The organism is Limnohabitans sp. T6-20 (assembly GCF_003063505.1).
GTDB lineage: Bacteria > Pseudomonadota > Gammaproteobacteria > Burkholderiales > Burkholderiaceae_C > Limnohabitans_A.
In genome coordinates this window covers 226,200-241,387 of the sequence record NZ_NERW01000001.1, presented here as the reverse complement: position 1 = coordinate 241,387, position 15,188 = coordinate 226,200, and the positions used below count along the sequence as shown (strand labels likewise).

15 protein-coding genes are annotated in these 15,188 nt (G+C 61.5%); 9 read left to right on the top strand and 6 right to left on the bottom strand.

What is annotated here, in order from left to right:
* Positions 1-17: 17 nt before the first annotated feature.
* Positions 18-1,340 carry an acetylornithine deacetylase/succinyl-diaminopimelate desuccinylase family protein gene (locus B9Z33_RS01235; RefSeq protein WP_108285225.1) on the top strand — a complete coding sequence of 441 codons (1,323 nt, stop codon included), beginning with the start codon at positions 18-20 and terminating at the stop codon, positions 1,338-1,340.
* A 63-nt stretch (positions 1,341-1,403) separates the two neighbouring features.
* Here the strand turns inward: B9Z33_RS01235 and B9Z33_RS01230 are convergent, their stop codons facing one another.
* On the bottom strand, positions 1,404-2,849 hold the full coding sequence (locus B9Z33_RS01230; RefSeq protein ID WP_108285224.1) for an amidase: 1,446 nt from the start codon (positions 2,847-2,849) through the stop codon (positions 1,404-1,406).
* 248 nt (positions 2,850-3,097) lie between these two features.
* Here B9Z33_RS01230 and B9Z33_RS01225 point away from each other — a divergent pair, with 248 nt between their 5' ends.
* Genes B9Z33_RS01225 through B9Z33_RS01215 form a run of 3 tightly spaced genes read left to right on the top strand, consistent with a single transcriptional unit; the run spans position 3,098 to position 5,366 of the window.
* Entirely contained in the window at positions 3,098-4,039 is a 942-nt protein-coding gene (locus tag B9Z33_RS01225) for a M23 family metallopeptidase (protein ID WP_108285223.1), read from the top strand.
* A 33-nt stretch (positions 4,040-4,072) separates the two neighbouring features.
* A complete protein-coding gene (locus B9Z33_RS01220) occupies positions 4,073-4,552 on the top strand; it encodes a polymer-forming cytoskeletal protein (protein WP_108285222.1) in 480 nt (159 codons plus the stop codon).
* Between the two features lie 46 nt (positions 4,553-4,598).
* On the top strand, positions 4,599-5,366 hold the full coding sequence (locus tag B9Z33_RS01215; protein WP_108285221.1) for a type III pantothenate kinase: 768 nt from the start codon (positions 4,599-4,601) through the stop codon (positions 5,364-5,366).
* A 16-nt stretch (positions 5,367-5,382) separates the two neighbouring features.
* Here B9Z33_RS01215 and B9Z33_RS01210 read toward each other — a convergent pair whose 3' ends face one another.
* Both B9Z33_RS01210 and B9Z33_RS01205 read right to left on the bottom strand, forming a co-directional pair.
* Positions 5,383-6,048, bottom strand: coding sequence for a TetR/AcrR family transcriptional regulator (locus tag B9Z33_RS01210; protein ID WP_108285220.1), 666 nt, complete (start codon positions 6,046-6,048; stop codon positions 5,383-5,385).
* 22 nt (positions 6,049-6,070) lie between these two features.
* Entirely contained in the window at positions 6,071-6,598 is a 528-nt protein-coding gene (locus tag B9Z33_RS01205) for a phasin family protein (protein ID WP_108285219.1), read from the bottom strand.
* Positions 6,599-6,708: 110 nt separating this feature from the next.
* Here B9Z33_RS01205 and rfbB point away from each other — a divergent pair, with 110 nt between their 5' ends.
* From rfbB to B9Z33_RS01180, 5 genes are all read left to right on the top strand, one after another.
* Complete coding sequence (gene rfbB / locus B9Z33_RS01200) at positions 6,709-7,830, top strand: dTDP-glucose 4,6-dehydratase (protein WP_108286069.1); 1,122 nt, start codon at positions 6,709-6,711, stop codon at positions 7,828-7,830.
* A complete protein-coding gene (gene rfbD / locus B9Z33_RS01195) occupies positions 7,827-8,717 on the top strand; it encodes a dTDP-4-dehydrorhamnose reductase (protein WP_108285218.1) in 891 nt (296 codons plus the stop codon). Before rfbB ends, rfbD begins: the two co-directional genes overlap by 4 nt.
* A gap of 68 nt (positions 8,718-8,785) precedes the next feature.
* Positions 8,786-9,685: an acetylglutamate kinase gene (gene argB / locus B9Z33_RS01190; RefSeq protein ID WP_108285217.1), complete on the top strand. Its 900-nt coding sequence runs from the start codon at positions 8,786-8,788 to the stop codon at positions 9,683-9,685.
* A gap of 48 nt (positions 9,686-9,733) precedes the next feature.
* Positions 9,734-10,357 carry a nucleoid occlusion factor SlmA gene (slmA, locus tag B9Z33_RS01185; protein WP_108285216.1) on the top strand — a complete coding sequence of 208 codons (624 nt, stop codon included), beginning with the start codon at positions 9,734-9,736 and terminating at the stop codon, positions 10,355-10,357.
* Between the two features lie 54 nt (positions 10,358-10,411).
* A complete protein-coding gene (locus B9Z33_RS01180) occupies positions 10,412-11,224 on the top strand; it encodes a GIY-YIG nuclease family protein (RefSeq protein ID WP_199220258.1) in 813 nt (270 codons plus the stop codon).
* A gap of 129 nt (positions 11,225-11,353) precedes the next feature.
* On the opposite strand, the gene manD is transcribed toward B9Z33_RS01180, so the two are convergent.
* From manD to B9Z33_RS01165, 3 genes are all read right to left on the bottom strand, one after another.
* The gene (gene manD / locus B9Z33_RS01175) at positions 11,354-12,565 is read right to left on the bottom strand and encodes a D-mannonate dehydratase ManD (protein WP_108285215.1); all 1,212 of its coding nucleotides are present in this window, start codon (positions 12,563-12,565) and stop codon (positions 11,354-11,356) included.
* A 16-nt stretch (positions 12,566-12,581) separates the two neighbouring features.
* On the bottom strand, positions 12,582-13,985 hold the full coding sequence (locus B9Z33_RS01170) for a mannitol dehydrogenase family protein (protein ID WP_108285214.1): 1,404 nt from the start codon (positions 13,983-13,985) through the stop codon (positions 12,582-12,584).
* A gap of 141 nt (positions 13,986-14,126) precedes the next feature.
* Positions 14,127-15,182, bottom strand: a complete 1,056-nt coding sequence (locus B9Z33_RS01165) for a malate/lactate/ureidoglycolate dehydrogenase (protein WP_108285213.1) — start codon at positions 15,180-15,182, stop codon at positions 14,127-14,129.
* Positions 15,183-15,188 lie beyond the last annotated feature (6 nt).

Below are 15,188 nucleotides of genomic sequence, written 5' to 3'. Positions count from 1 at the left end.
GGCGATAGACTGAGGCCATGAACGCCTCTGCCCAAAAGCTCCTGGACCGCATCGAAGCCAAACGCGATGAGGTCACCGCCCTCACGCAAGACCTGGTGCGCATTCCCACCGTCAACCCGCCTGGCGATGCTTATGAAGCCTGCGCCCATTTCATTGGCGAACGCTTGGCCAAAAAAGGCTTTGCTGTCGAATATGTCCGGGCCATCGGCGCACCGGGCGACAGCGACAGTCACCCGCGCACCAATGTGGTGGCGCGCTGGCAAGGGCAGACACCGGGGGAGTGCGTGCACTTCAACAGCCACATCGACGTGGTCGAGGCCGGTTCCGGCTGGACGTACGAGCCCTTCGGTGGGCAGGTGGTCAATGGGCGTGTGTATGGCCGGGGCACCTGCGACATGAAAGGCGGCTTGGCGTCCAGCATCATTGCCTGCGAAGCCCTGATCGAATCCGGGCTGCCCATTCCTGGCGCTTTGGAAATCAGCGGCACGGTGGACGAAGAGTCGGGCGGTTTTGCCGGTGTGGGCTATTTGGCCGAGCGTGGTTATTTCAGCAAACCGCGTGTGCACCATGTGATCATTCCAGAGCCTTTGGGGGTGGACCGCATTTGCCTGGGCCACCGGGGCGTGTGGTGGGGCGAGGTTGAGACGCGTGGCCGCATCGCGCATGGCTCCATGCCTTTTTTGGGCGACAGCGCCATCAACCACATGAGCGCCTTCATCCATTTGCTGGAGACACAATTGCAGCCGCGCCTGCAAGGCCGCCACACCGCCGAGCCGGTGGAGCCACCGGGCGCACGCGTGAGCACGCTCAACATCAACAGCATCCACGGCGGCCAGGTCGAGCAGCATTACGCCAACGACGCGCGCGGCTGGCCCACGGCGCAAACGCCTGCGCCGGTGGTGGCGCACAGCTGCCGCACGGTGCTGGACCGGCGCTTCATTGCCGAAGAAAACCTCGAGGCCGTCAAGCAGGAAATCATCGACATGCTCGATGAACTCAAGCGCACCCGGCCGGGTTTTGACTATGGCATCCGCGACATCATGAGTTTTGTGCCCACCGCCACGCCCAAAGACGCGCCGGTGGTCGATGCCACGGCGCGCGCCATCGCCCGGGTGCTGGGCCGCGAGCCGAGCTACATTGCCAGCCCAGGCACCTATGACCAGAAGCACATCGTGCGCACGGGCAAGTTGCAAGACTGCATCGCTTACGGCCCGGGCATCCTCGATCTGGCGCACCAGCCCGATGAGTACGTGGGCATTCAGGAGCTGGTCGATTCGGCCAAGATCATGGCGCTGGCCTCGCTGGACCTGACGGGTTGGACGCGACTGGCGGCCGCCTGAAGGCCTGCATCTTCAGGGCGGCTTTGGCAAAGCCTTTGGGTCGGGGCCGAGGCCTCTGACCTGCTAAACCCCCGGGGGCTTTTGGGCGATCATGGTCTGGTTGGCCATCTCGTAGGCGTGCGCCAGTTTCAGCAAATCCCAGTCGCCCTGCGGTTTGCCGATCAGTGCCAAGCCCATGGGCAAACCGTTTGCGCCAAAGCCTGCGGGCACGCTGATGGAAGGCAAGCCCGCAAAGGTGGCGTAAATCACCACCTCCATCCAGCGGTGGTAGGTGTCCATGCCGCGCCCCGCCACGTTTTGTGGCCAGCGCAGCGACACATCAAACGGCCAAACCTGCGCCACAGGAATGGCCAGCACATCGAATTTTTCGAACAACTGCAACATGCTTTGGTAAAAGCGCGTGCGGCTGGCGCTGGCCGACATCAGCTGGGCACCTGTCAGGGTGAGTGACTGGTCGTGCTCCCACAGGGCCTCGGGTTTGATGTGCGCGCGGTTGGCCGGATTGATCAGAAACGGCGCGATGCGCGGCCCGACCAAGGCCTGCCGCCAGACCAGCCAGGCTTGCCAAATTTGTTCAGGCGGCATGCCCAGCCGCGCTTCGTCCACCGCGCAGCCCATGCCCGAAAAGCTGTTCAGTGCCGATGCGCACAGGTCCAGAATGCCGCCCTCCATGGGCAAATAGCCTTGCAGGTCGCCCAGCCAGCCGATGCGCTGGCCTTTGGGGTCGCTGTCGAGTGCGCCCGCGAACAGGGTCGGGTCGTCTGTCAGGCTCAAGGGGCTGGCAGGGTGCGCTCCGGCTTGTGTGGACAGCAGCATGGCCACATCTCGCACGTGGCGACCCATGGGGCCTTCGGTGCCCAGCTGGGCAATGAACACATCTTGCGCGGGCCACATGGGCACGCGGCCCTGTGAGGGGCGCAGGCCAAACACATGGTTCCAGCCTGCCGGGTTGCGCAAGCTGCCCATGAAGTCCGAGCCATCGACCACAGGCAACAGGCGTTGGGCCAGTGCCACGGCCGCGCCGCCGCTGCTGCCGCCGGCGGACTTGCTCGGGTCCCAGGCGTTTCGGGTGGGGCCAAAGACTTCGTTGAAGGTGTGTGAGCCCAGGCCAAACTCAGGGGTGTTGGTCTTGCCGATGATGATGGCTCCGGCAGCTTTCATGCGCTGCGTCATCAGGCCGTCTTCGCTGGCCACAAAGTCTTTCATCAAGGGGCTGCCCAAGGTGGAGCGCAGGCCCTGCACGTTGGACAGGTCCTTGATGGCCTGCGGGATGCCGTGCATCCAGCCCATCGACTTGCCTCGGGCCAGTTGGGCATCCCGCTCATCGGCTTGTTGCAGCAGCAGTTCGCTGTCCACACGGCTGACGATGGCGTTGCTGCTGGGGTTGAGTCGGTCTACCTGCGCCAAGGTGGCTGCCATGACCTCGCGACAGGAAACCTGTTTTTGGTGGATGGCGCGGGACAAATCCTGTGCGCCGAGTTGGGTGATGGTCTGAGAAGCAGTCGTCATGTCTCGCTTTATAGGGTTCTGGACCCTTGAGCCATGTCCCCATCTTGACGCAAACCGCCGCGTGCCTTGTTGTCCTTGTGCCTGAGGCCGCAACCCGCCATCAGCGTGCTTTGTGACTGGGTCAAGGCAGGGCGGCTCACAGGCTCACTCCGGTATTGCCCCAATTGCCGCGACACATTCTTTTGGTTTAATAAGCAATTGGCCCATTCAACGCATTGTGTGGGATTCGCGCGTTTCAGGGGGGAGCAATGCAATTGATTTGGGTGGCGGGGCCTGCCGCCAAAGTGGTCACCTTTTCCATCACCACCCGCACGGTGTTGGTGGCGGTTGCGGCCGTGTCTGGGTTTTTGATCTTGTTGGGCATTTTGTTCAATTTGATCGGGTTGCGAGTCGCTGTGGAATACGTGCCTGAATTGGCCCAGCGCATGGGTGGCGTCACCAGCCAAAGTGAACAGCAAAAAATCGAGGCCGATTACCGTGGCAAGCTCGATGAGTTGAACCGCCAGCTGACCAGCGTGAGTGACCGCCTGACGCAACTCGAGCGCCTGAAAAACCAGGCCTTGGGTCGCTTGGGTATTCAAAAGCTCTTGTCTTTTTCGTCCTCGGTCCCAACCGATGGCTTGTTGGGCCGGGGAGGCCCCATGCACTTGTTGCCTTTGTGGCGCTCGACAGAGGGCACGCTCAAAGCCCAGATCGAGCAGTCTTTGGAAAAAGCCCAGCGTTACGACGATGCCATGCAGGACATGCAAAGTCGGTGGCAAAAAGACCTCGGGCGCATCGACTTGTTGCCGACCTTGCTGCCCATATCGGGGGACTTTGTCGTGACCAGTGGTTTTGGCTTTCGTTCTGACCCGATGACGCACCTGCCCAGCTTGCACCAAGGCATCGATTTTGTGGCGCAGCAGGGCACGCCTGTCTTGGCCACCGCGCCGGGCGTGGTGCTGCAGGCCGAGTTTTCGGGGGCTTATGGAAACATGGTGGATATTCGGCACGCAGAGGGTTTTGTGACCCGCTATGCGCACCTGCAGGCCATCCATGTGCAAGCCGGGCAGGCCATTGCGCCGCAGCAAACCGTGGGCACCTTGGGCAACACGGGCCGATCCACAGGCCCCCACCTGCATTACGAAGTGATTTTCAATGGGCGTGCTTTACACCCCGTCAAAGCTTTGGCCGCTTGGAGCCGTTCCTGAATCGGCCCATTTTCAAGACAACAAGGAGTCGACATGTTCGGAACAAAAAAAACAAAGCACACCCCTTTGCTGATGGCCCAGGAGAAATTCGACACCCTGATAGGCCGTCATGCCGAAATCCATGGCTGCCTGAAACTGCAAGAGAGCGTGCGGATCGACGGCAAGGTGGTGGGCAATATCGAAGCGCCCCATGACGCAGCCATCTCCGTCGTGATTGGCCCCACAGGCGAGATTCAAGGCGATGTGATCGCCAGTCGCATCATCGTGGCGGGCAAAGTTTCGGGCAATCTGCACGGCTTTGAACGGGTGGAGCTCATGGCCAGCGCGTTGGTTCAGGGTGACATCCAATACGCCTCCATGGCGATGGAGCATGGGGCACGCCTGCTGGGGCGGATGCTGCAGGTAGAGGAGGCCGTAGCGCCCCTCGGCTTGGCCCTGGAGGCCCCCGCCGGCTTGGGCCTGGATGCCCAGGCTGCCATCCGCAAGGCCAAAACCACAGGCCAAAACGACTGAGGCTGAGCCTGTTCGGGCCACAGCCAAAAATCATTATCATCAGCGGATGACCTTTTTAGCTCTTGACGTCGGCAACACCCGGCTCAAGTGGGCGCTCTACGAGCGTCCACACCCGGATGCCGCGCTGTTGGCCCATGGCGCGGAGTTTCTGGAAAACATCGACCGCCTGGCCGAAGGCCCTTGGGCCGATTTGCCCGAGCCCGAGCACATGCTGGGCTGTGTGGTGGCGGGTGATGCCATCAAACGCCGCGTGCAAGAGCAGATGGAAATCTGGGACATCCATCCCAAATGGGTGGTGCCCAGCGTGCAAGAGGCGGGGCTGATCAATGGCTACGACCACCCCAGCCGATTGGGGGCAGACCGTTGGGTGGCCATGATCGGTGCGCGCCAACGCATGCTGGCCCAAGGTGGGCCTGCCCGTCCCTTGGTTGTGGTCATGGTGGGCACGGCGGTGACGGTGGAGGCGATTGATGCCGAAGGCCGATTCTTGGGCGGCTTGATCTTGCCGGGCCACGGCATCATGCTGCGCGCACTCGAATCCGGCACGGCAGGCTTGCATGTGCCCACAGGCGAGGTGACGCCTTTCCCGACCAACACCAGCGATGCCCTGACCAGTGGCGGCACCTACGCCATCGCGGGCGCGTGTGAGCGCATGGTGCAGCACCTGCGCGAGCACACCGGGCAAGAACCCCTGTGCATCATGACCGGTGGCGCGGGCTGGAAAATGGCCCCCAGCATGTCGCTGCAATTTGAGCTGGTGGATAACCTGATTTTTGATGGCCTGTTGGCCATGGCCGCCCTGCGGTTCGCTTGACGGCCGTTTGGCCGTATCAGGCTGCGGGCGAGCTGTAAGCCGCCGTCAAACCTTGCAAGTGGGTCTGAAGGTCGGTGCTGGCCATGTAGGGCGTTAAAAGTGCCAGCACATGCTGCGCACCCCGGGTCAGCGCCAGACCTGCGCTGGCTGGCTCCAGTGCTTGCCGAGGGTTGCGCACATATTCATAGCTGAGCCAATAGGTCACCATCACCGACATGCTGGCCGACAGGGTTTCGATGCTGTCGGGGTCGATGCGCATCAGGCCTGCCGCGGCCAAAGATTCCAGCATCAACCGGAAGGCGTGGGTTTTGCGCTCCAGCACCGCATGGAAATGCGTCTCCAAGTGCCGGTTGCCGGACAGCAGGTTGTTCAGATCGCGGTACAAAAAGCGGTGGTTCCAAACCTGCTCAAACAGCGAGTGCAGAAAAAACCAGGCGTCTTCGACGTCTTGCACATCCGGGGCCGCATCGAGCAAGCCCAGCATGGCCACTTCGTATTGGTCAAACAAGCGGTTGACCAAGGCGTCTTTGGATGCGAAGTGGTAGTACAGGTTGCCGGGGCTGATGTTGAGTTCGGCTGAGATCAGCGTCGTCGACACATTGGGCTCACCGAAGCGGTTGAACAGCTCCAGCGTGACCTCGGCGATGCGCTCGGCGGTGCGGCGGGGTGCTTTTTTGGCCATATCTGAAGACGGGGCCGATCAATCAAACCGTCTTTTTAGAACGCTTCGCGGCGCTGGCCACGGGGGTTTTGGCTTTGACCGTTTTGCCGGTGGCGGCTGTTTTGGGTTTTGCAGTGGTCGAAGCCGGTTTGGGCGCACCCTTGGCTTGCAGTGCGGCAAGCTGTGCTTCCAGTTGCGCCACTCGGTCGTTCAGCATCTGAATGTCCAGCAGCGCTGGCATGCCCAGGCGGTGCAATGCCTTGGCCACGCGGTCTTCAAACAAGTGCTCCAGTTTGTCCACCCGGCCTGTGGCTTGCTGGCCAAAGTCGCTGGCCATGTGGCTCAGTCGTTCGGTGGCTTCGTGCAAGCGTTGCTGCGCTTCGGCCTGGCTTTTGCGCTGAAAGGCCAAACCGTCATTCACCAGGGTCTCAATGGCTTTGCTGCCTTGCTCCTGGGCTTTGGCCATGGCTCCCAAGCCTGCCAGCCAGACATGTTGGGCCGGTGGCGTGGTGCTGTCTTGTGGCGCGGTGGCGCTGCTTTTGTTGCGCGTGGTGTCGTTTGATTTGGCCATGGTGTACTTCCTGAACAAGCTGCCACTTTAACCTGCGTTCAAGCGCAATGCTTCTAAAATCGCAACACAGTGGTGCCGCGTCCCGTGGCACCCACCTGATCCGCATCCTCATGACCATTCTCGTCACCGGCGGCGCCGGCTTCATTGGCGCCAACTTTGTCCTCGACTGGCTGGCCGCCAGTAACGAGGCCGTCATCAACCTCGACAAGCTCACCTATGCGGGCAACCCCGAGACCCTGGCCAGCTTGCAAGGCGACGCACGCCACCAGTTGGTGCAAGGTGACATCGGCGATGCAGCCTTGGTCAGCCGCCTGTTGGCCGAGCACCAGCCTCGTGCCGTGGTCAACTTTGCCGCCGAAAGCCATGTGGACCGCTCCATCCATGGCCCGGGGGAGTTCATTGAGACCAACATCGTGGGCACCTTCAGGCTGTTGGAGTCGGTGCGGGGGTATTGGAGCGGCTTGCTTGATTCAGACATTCGCGAGCAGGGGCTCGCTCCCACAGGGGTGCAGGCTCAGGCCCCCACAAAAGGCGGCTTCAGGTTTTTGCACGTCTCTACCGACGAGGTCTATGGCTCGCTGAGCCAATCTGATCCGGCCTTTGCCGAAACGAACCGTTACGAGCCCAACAGCCCCTACAGCGCCAGCAAGGCCGCCAGCGACCACCTGGTGCGCGCCTGGCACCACACCTATGGCTTGCCGGTGCTCACCACCAACTGCTCCAACAACTACGGCCCTTACCATTTCCCCGAAAAGCTCATCCCGCTGATGATCGTCAATGCGCTGGCAGGCAAGCCCTTGCCCGTGTATGGCGACGGCATGCAGATCCGTGACTGGCTTTACGTCAAAGACCACTGCAGCGCGATCCGCCGTGTGCTCGAAGCCGGGCGCTTGGGCGAGACTTACAACGTGGGCGGCTGGAACGAAAAACCCAACATCGAGATCGTCCACACTGTGTGCAAGCTCTTGGACGAGCTGCGCCCCAAGGCCGACGGCACAAGCTATGCCACGCAGATCACCTACGTGACCGACCGCCCAGGCCACGACCGCCGCTACGCCATTGACGCCCGCAAGCTCGAAGCCGAGCTGGGCTGGAAGCCCGCCGAGACCTTTGAGACGGGCATCCGCAAAACCGTGGCGTGGTACTTGGCCAACCCCGAGTGGGTGCAGCACGTACAAAGCGGCGCCTACCGTGATTGGGTGAGCAAGAACTACGCAGGCCGCCAAGCATGAAGATCTTGCTGCTCGGCAAAAACGGTCAGGTGGGCTGGGAGCTGCAACGCAGCCTTGCCCCTTTGGGTGAAGTGCTGGCGCTGGACCGGCACAGCACCACGCACTGCGGCGATTTGAGCCAGCCCGAGCGCCTGGCGCAAACGGTGCGCGACTGGCGACCCGACGTGATCGTCAATGCCGCCGCCCATACGGCGGTTGACAAGGCCGAGTCCGAACCCGACGTTGCCCGCTGCCTGAATGCCACCGCTCCTGCCGCGCTGGCGCAGGCCGCTGCCGAAATTGGTGCTTGGTTGGTGCATTACTCGACCGACTACGTGTTCAAAGGCGAGGGCGAGCAGCCTTGGCAAGAGGACGATGCCACCGGGCCGCTGAGTCTGTACGGCCAGACCAAACTCGAAGGCGAGCAAGCCATTGCCGCCAGCGGCTGCAAGCACCTGATCTTTCGCACCAGCTGGGTGTATGCGGCGCGGGGCGGCAACTTTGCCAAGACCATGCTGCGCCTGGCCGGTGAACGCGAACGCCTCACCGTGATTGATGACCAGCATGGTGCACCCACCGGGGCCGATCTGATCGCCGATGTGACGGCCCATGCGATCCGCAGCGCCATGCAGCAACCGGCACTGGGCGGGCTGTACCACCTGGTGGCCGCAGGCGAGACCAGCTGGCACGGCTATGCCAGCCATGTGATCGCGCAGGCGCGACACATCCAACCCGAGCTGGGCCTGAAAGTGACCGACATCGCCCCCGTGCCCACCACCGCCTTCCCGACGCCCGCCCAGCGGCCCTTGAACTCGCGCTTGAGCACCCACAAGCTGCAACAAGCCTTTGGGTTGGTGCTGCCGCCGTGGCAACAAGGCGTCAACCGCATGCTGGCCGAGATCCTCTGAGCGGTCACAGGCTTGCGGCACAATCCCCAGAACTTTTTGAACCTTCTTTGACAACCCCGTTTCGCACCATGACCGACACCACTGCTGCCTCCACCGTTGCACCGCACGACCAAGCCCAAATCCTGGCGCAGGCCATGCCCTACATCCGCAAGTTCCACGGCAAGACACTGGTCATCAAATACGGTGGCAACGCCATGACCGACCCGGCCTTGCAGCAAGCCTTTGCCGAAGACGTGGTGCTGCTCAAGCTGGTGGGCATGAACCCGGTGGTGGTGCACGGCGGCGGTCCGCAGATCGAGACGGCCCTCAAGCGTTTGGGAAAAAAGGGCGAGTTCATTCAGGGCATGCGCGTGACCGACGCCGAAACTATGGAAGTGGTGGAGTGGGTGCTGGGCGGCGAAGTGCAACAAGACATCGTGGGCATGATCAACCGCGCAGGCGGCAAAGCCGTGGGCCTCACGGGTCGTGACGGCGGCCTGATTCGTGCCAAAAAACTGCGCCTGGTGGACAGCCAGGACCCGACCAAAGAACACGATGTGGGCCAGGTGGGCGACATCGAAAGCATCGACCCCGCGATCCTGCAATGCCTGCAAGACGACGCCTTCATCCCCGTGGTCAGCCCCATTGGTTTTGGCGTTAACAACGAAAGCTACAACATCAACGCTGACGTGGTGGCCGCCAAACTGGCCACCGTGCTGCAGGCCGAAAAGTTGCTCATGCTCACCAACATCCGTGGTGTGCTCGATAAAGAAGGCCAACTGCTGACCGAGCTAACGCCCAGCCGCATTGACGAGCTGTGCGCCGACGGCACCATCAGCGGCGGCATGATCCCCAAAATTGCCGGCGCATTGGACGCGGCCAAGAGTGGCGTCAACGCGGTGCACATCATCGACGGCCGCGTGCCCCACGCGATGCTGCTGGAGGTGCTGTCCGAACAAGCCTTCGGCACCATGATCCGCAGCCGCTGAAGGCAAACGCAGGGCCGCGCGACCAGCATTAAAAAAGAGGGGGGAGACATGGCCGACCAAGAAGCACAAAGCGAGCGTTTTTCAGACGAAGATGCAACGCCTGCACGCAAGCGCCCACGTCCGGGCGAGCGGCGCTTGCAGATTTTGCAAACCTTGGCCGCCATGCTGGAGCAACCCGGTGCAGAGCGGGTGACCACGGCCAGTTTAGCCGCCAAGATCGGCGTGAGCGAAGCGGCCTTGTACCGGCACTTTGCCAGCAAGGCGCAGATGTTTGAAGGCCTGATTGATTTTGTCGACCAATCGGTGATCGGCCTGATCCGTCAGGTCACCGACCGCGAGCCCGCAGGCCCTGTGCAAGCCAGCCGCATCGTAGCCTTGTTGCTGCAGTTTGCCGAGAAGAACCCGGGCATGAGCCGCGTGATGATTGGCGATGCGTTGGTGCTGGAGCACGAACGCTTGCAAGAGCGCATCAACTTGTTGTTTGACAAGATCGAGGCGCAGCTGCGTCAATCCCTCAAAGGCATCGAGTCGGCAACCCCCACCGCTGACGCGCAGTTGGTAGCCTCTTTGCTGGTGGCATTCATGCAAGGGCGCTTGCAGCGCTTTGCCCGTTCGGGCTTCAAGCGGCTGCCTTCGGAGCATTTGCAGGCGGCGCTGGCACGGATGCTATAAGTGGAGGGTGTCCCTCTGGGGTAGTGCAATCTAAATAATTTAAACCCATCAGCAATGAGCACCTTGCAGGATTACTACGTTTACGTTTATATCGACCCCCGTAACTATGAGGAGTTTTACTACGGAAAAGGGCGCGGATCGAGGAAGGACGCTCACCTATCAGATGGTTCGGACTCAGAAAAGGCCAGACGCATAGCTGCGATCATTAAAGAAGGGCTTCAACCAATAGTCAGAGTCATTGCAAAGGGTCTTTCGGAACATGACGCTCTGTTAGTTGAGAAGACGCTACTTTGGAAGCTTGGGCGGCAACTGACCAATATCGCCTCTGGGCACTACGCAAGTAATTTTCGCCCTCACAGCACACTTCATCTGGAACTTACGGGTTTTGACTATCAGTCTGGCTTTTATTACTACAACATCGGTGAAGGCCCTACACGCAATTGGGATGACTACAAGGAATTTGGATTCATCTCTGCCGGTCAAGGCGAACGATGGCGAGATGCCATGCTTGGCTTCAAAAAAGGCGATGTTGTAGCCGCCTACCTTAAAGGCCGCGGATTCGTTGGCATTGGAACGCTCACATCAGAAGCGAAACCGATCAGTCAAGTTTGTATTGGAAATAAACCACTGCTTAGTAATCAACTACGCTGTTCGGGCATGGCTGAAAATTCGTCGTCAATAGTGCTATGCGAGTATGTTTCTACAGTTAGGTGGCTCAAGGCTGTAGATCGTCTCGAAGCTAAGTGGGAGCCCAAGTCCGGTATTTACACCACAACGCACGTTCGTGCGTCATTGGATGGCCAGCCAAGAACCGTAGAGTTTCTTGAAAAAGCATTTGGCATCAGTGTGCGCGAGTTCTTGGTCTAATGAATTTCTCGAGTCGCAAAATGGCATGTCCAGAGTCTCCTTCGCATAGCAACCGAATAGCTGCTATTTGTGGTAGATCCTGTCATTCCGAAATCTAGTAGGTTTAACAACGAACTGACCTGTTGTCGCTCACCAATTCCACAAAGTCCCATCATGCTGCAACCGGTTAACGGGCAAATAAGCCCGTTGATACGGATATTTGGCCGCCAGCTTCTCGTCAATGTCCACCCCGTGGCCGGGTGTTTCGCCACAGTGCATCATGCCCCGCTCAAAGTGATAGTCGTGCGGAAAAACTGAGAGCATTTCTTCGCTGTGCGGCATGAACTCTTGCACGCCAAAGTTGGGCACCCAGGTGTCAAAGTGCAGGGCCGCGCCCATGCACACGGGTGACAGGTCGGTCGCGCCGTGGCAGCCGGTGCGCACTTGGTAGAGGCTAGCCAGGTCGGCGATGCGCCGCAGGTGGGTGATGCCGCCCGCGTGGACCACGGTGGTGCGGATGTAGTCGATCAGCTGTTTTTCGATCAGCGTTTTGCAGTCCCAGATGCTGTTGAAAATCTCCCCCACCGCGATGGGCGTGGTGGTGTGGTGCCGTATCCACTGGAAGGCGTCCTGGTTTTCGGCCGGGGTCGGGTCTTCCATCCAGAACATGCGCACCGGCTCCAGCGCCTTGCCCAGCTGCCCCGCCTCAATCGGCGTCAGGCGGTGGTGCACGTCGTGCAGTAAATGGATGTCAGGCCCCACGGCTTCGCGCACGGCTTCAAACAGGCCGGGGGTGTGGCGCAAATACTTTTCGGTGCTCCAGTCGTGTTCGCCGGGCAGGCTGCCATCAGCGGGCTCGTACATGCGGTTCGCACCGCTCACGCCATAGACCTTGTTCAGACCCGGCACGCCGCTTTGGGCGCGGATGGCCAGGTAGCCTTCTTCCTTGTGGCGCAAAACTTCGTCCACCGTTTCGGCGGTGTCGCGGCCATTCGCGTGGCCGTAGACCATCACGCCCGTGCGGCTGCGCCCACCCAGCAGCTGGTACAGCGGCATGTTGGCCATCTTGGCTTTGATGTCCCACAGCGCCGTGTCCACGGCCGCAATGGCGCTCATGGTCACTGGGCCGCGCCGCCAGTAGGCACCTTTGTAGAGGTATTGCCAGATGTCTTCGATCTGCTGCGGGTCGCGCCCGATCAGGCAGGGGATGATGTGCTCTTCGAGGTAGCTGACCACGGCCAGTTCGCGGCCGTTGAGCGTGGCGTCGCCGATGCCGGTGACGCCTTGGTCGGTCTCGATCTTGAGGGTGACGAAGTTGCGGCCAGGGCTGCAGACGATGACGCGGGCGGCGGTGATTTTCATGGCGTGGCCTCCGTGCTCAGACTTCTTGTTGCAGCAAATGTTGGATGGCCGCGTCCACGCCGTGCTGCAAAATCTGCTGGTGCCAGTGCGTCACGCGGGCGGTCCAAGCGGTGTTGCTGGGCAGGGCCTTGCCCCACAGGTCTTCGCGGGCCAGCAGGGCGTGCACGCAGGCTTCGGGCTCATTGCGCTGTGCGGCACCCAGAGCCATGAGGCTTTCGGTTTGCGGGTCGTTCAGGGTGTAGGCCTGGCCTTGTTCGTCCACGCCCAGCGTGTAGCACAAGAAGACAGCTGCTGCCAGTGCGTGGTGTTCAAAAGAAGTGCCTTGTGCGATTTGCCCCAGCACCGAAGGCGGCCAACGCTGCGGGATTTTTTGCGAGCTGTCGGTGGCGATCTGGTGCACGCTGTGCTTCAGATACGGGTTGCCAAAGCGGGCGATCAGCGCGTCGCGGTAGTCGGCCCAGTCGCTGCGACTGAGGTGCGGCGCGACCTCACGGCTCATCAGGCGGTGAACAAAGCTGCGGATGTGTGGCTCACCGATGCAGCTGGCAATGAATGGCCTGCCGGTGACCGCGCCCATCAGTGCCATGGCCGAATGGCTGCCGTTGAGCATGCGCAGTTTGGCTTCTTCGTAACTGTGTACATCGCCCGTCACGCGCACCCCGGCACTTTGCAGCAGGGCGGCATCAAGCGGGTCGGCAAAGCGGTCTTCGATCACCCATTCCCAAAAACCTTCGGTGCTCAGGGCGCATTGATCTTGAACGCCCAAGGCCTCTTGGGCTGCGGCCATCACTTCGGACGTGGCGGCCGGCACGATGCGGTCGACCATGCTGCACGGAAAGGCGCAGTGCGCGTCCAGCCAGCCCAGCACGTCGGCGTCTTGTGGTGTTGCGGCAGCTTTGACCAGGGCCTGCAGCTTGTGACCGTTGCCTTGCAGGTTGTCGCACGAGGCGATGGTGATGCCCGAAAGCCCCGCTTGCTGGCGCAGGCGCAAACCGTCCAGCAGCAGTTGCGCCAAGGCGGGTGTGTAGCCTTTTTCGGTCACGGTGAGCGTGACCCAGCGGGTGCTGGGCGCGGCGATGGCTTGCACGACTGCATCGCGCTCAGTGGCCGCTACATTCATGCGCCACAACGTACCGGGCACTTGCCACTTCACGCCTTGTCCATCGGCAATGCGCACGGCATACAGGCCGTCTTGTGCGCGCAGCTGGTTTACCAGATCAGGCCGCGTCATGCCCACGCCGTGGATGCCCCAGCGCGTGTCGCCACCGGCCAGCAGCTGGTCAAACACCATGGCCTGGTGTGCTCGGTGAAAGGCGCCTAATCCGAGGTGCACAACGCCAGGATCATGGGCCGTGCGGTCATACGCAGGTGTTTGAATGTCTGCGGGCAGCGTTGAGAGTGAGTGGGCGCTCAGGTGCATGGCGTCAAAAGTATGGGCGTTTGAATGTGGGAGCGCACCCCTGTGCGCGATGGGCGTGGAACACGCCCTGACTGGATGGACTGCCTGCGCCAAATTCATCCAGGGGGTGGGCTCTTGCACAGGCTTCAGACTGCGATCGCATCATGGCCTTGTCTGCAGCTTTTTCTCGGACGCCTCGATCTCGGCCCAGGTGGCGTCGTCGATCCAGATGCCGTTTTGCTCGCGCTCAGCGCGTGCGGTGCGTTCGGGTTCCCCTGCCAGCTTGACGCCATCGCTGCCGGGGGCATCCGGGCTTTGGCGCAGCCAGTCGGCAAAGGCCAGGGCTTCTTGCTCAAACATGGTTTGCGTACCCAAGCGCACCGGGTCGATCAGCATCGTCAGCATGCCGTTGAGCACGGCGCGCTGATGGTCCGCTTCGCGGTGCCAGGTGCCGCTGCCGGTGAGCGCGCCGCCCAACAGCTCACAGGCCATGGCCATGCCAAAGCCTTTGTGGTCGCCAAAGGTCATGAGTGCACCAAACAGGCCGTTGGACTGCGGCACCACCACCACGCCAGGGTCGGTGGTGGGGTGGCCGTGTTCGTCGATCAAATAGCCGGGCGGAACTTGCTCGCCCTTGTTGTGGGCCACGCGCATCTTGCCTTGCGCCACGCGGCTGGTGGCAAAGTCGAGCACAAAGGGCGCGCGGCTGCCCATGGGCACACCGATGCAGCAGGGGTTGGTGCCAAAGCGCCCGTCGCCGCCACCAAAAGGCGCGACCACGGGGCGCGAGAGCACGTTCACAAAATGCACCGACACCAGGCCTTGCGCCACGGCCATCTCGGCAAAATGACCGATGCGGCCCAGGTGGTGCGAGCGGCTCAGGGCCACGGTGCACACCCCGTGTTGCTTGGCGCGCGCGATGCCCATTTGCATGGCCTGCACGCCAGTGATCTGGCCATAGCCGCGCTGGCCGTCGAGGTTCAGCAGCGGGCCGGTGTCGAGCAGCACTTTCACACCCGTGTTGGGTGACAGGCCGCCTTCGAGCACGGCGTCCACATAGCGCGGCACCATGCCCACGCCGTGCGAGTCGTGCCCACTCAGGTTGGCCATGACCAGATTGTCGGCCACTTGTGCGGCCTCGGCAGGCGCGCTGCCTGCTTGCTCAATGATGCGGGCGACTTTGACGCGCAGTTCTTGCGCAGAAATGGTGTGACTCATGACGGT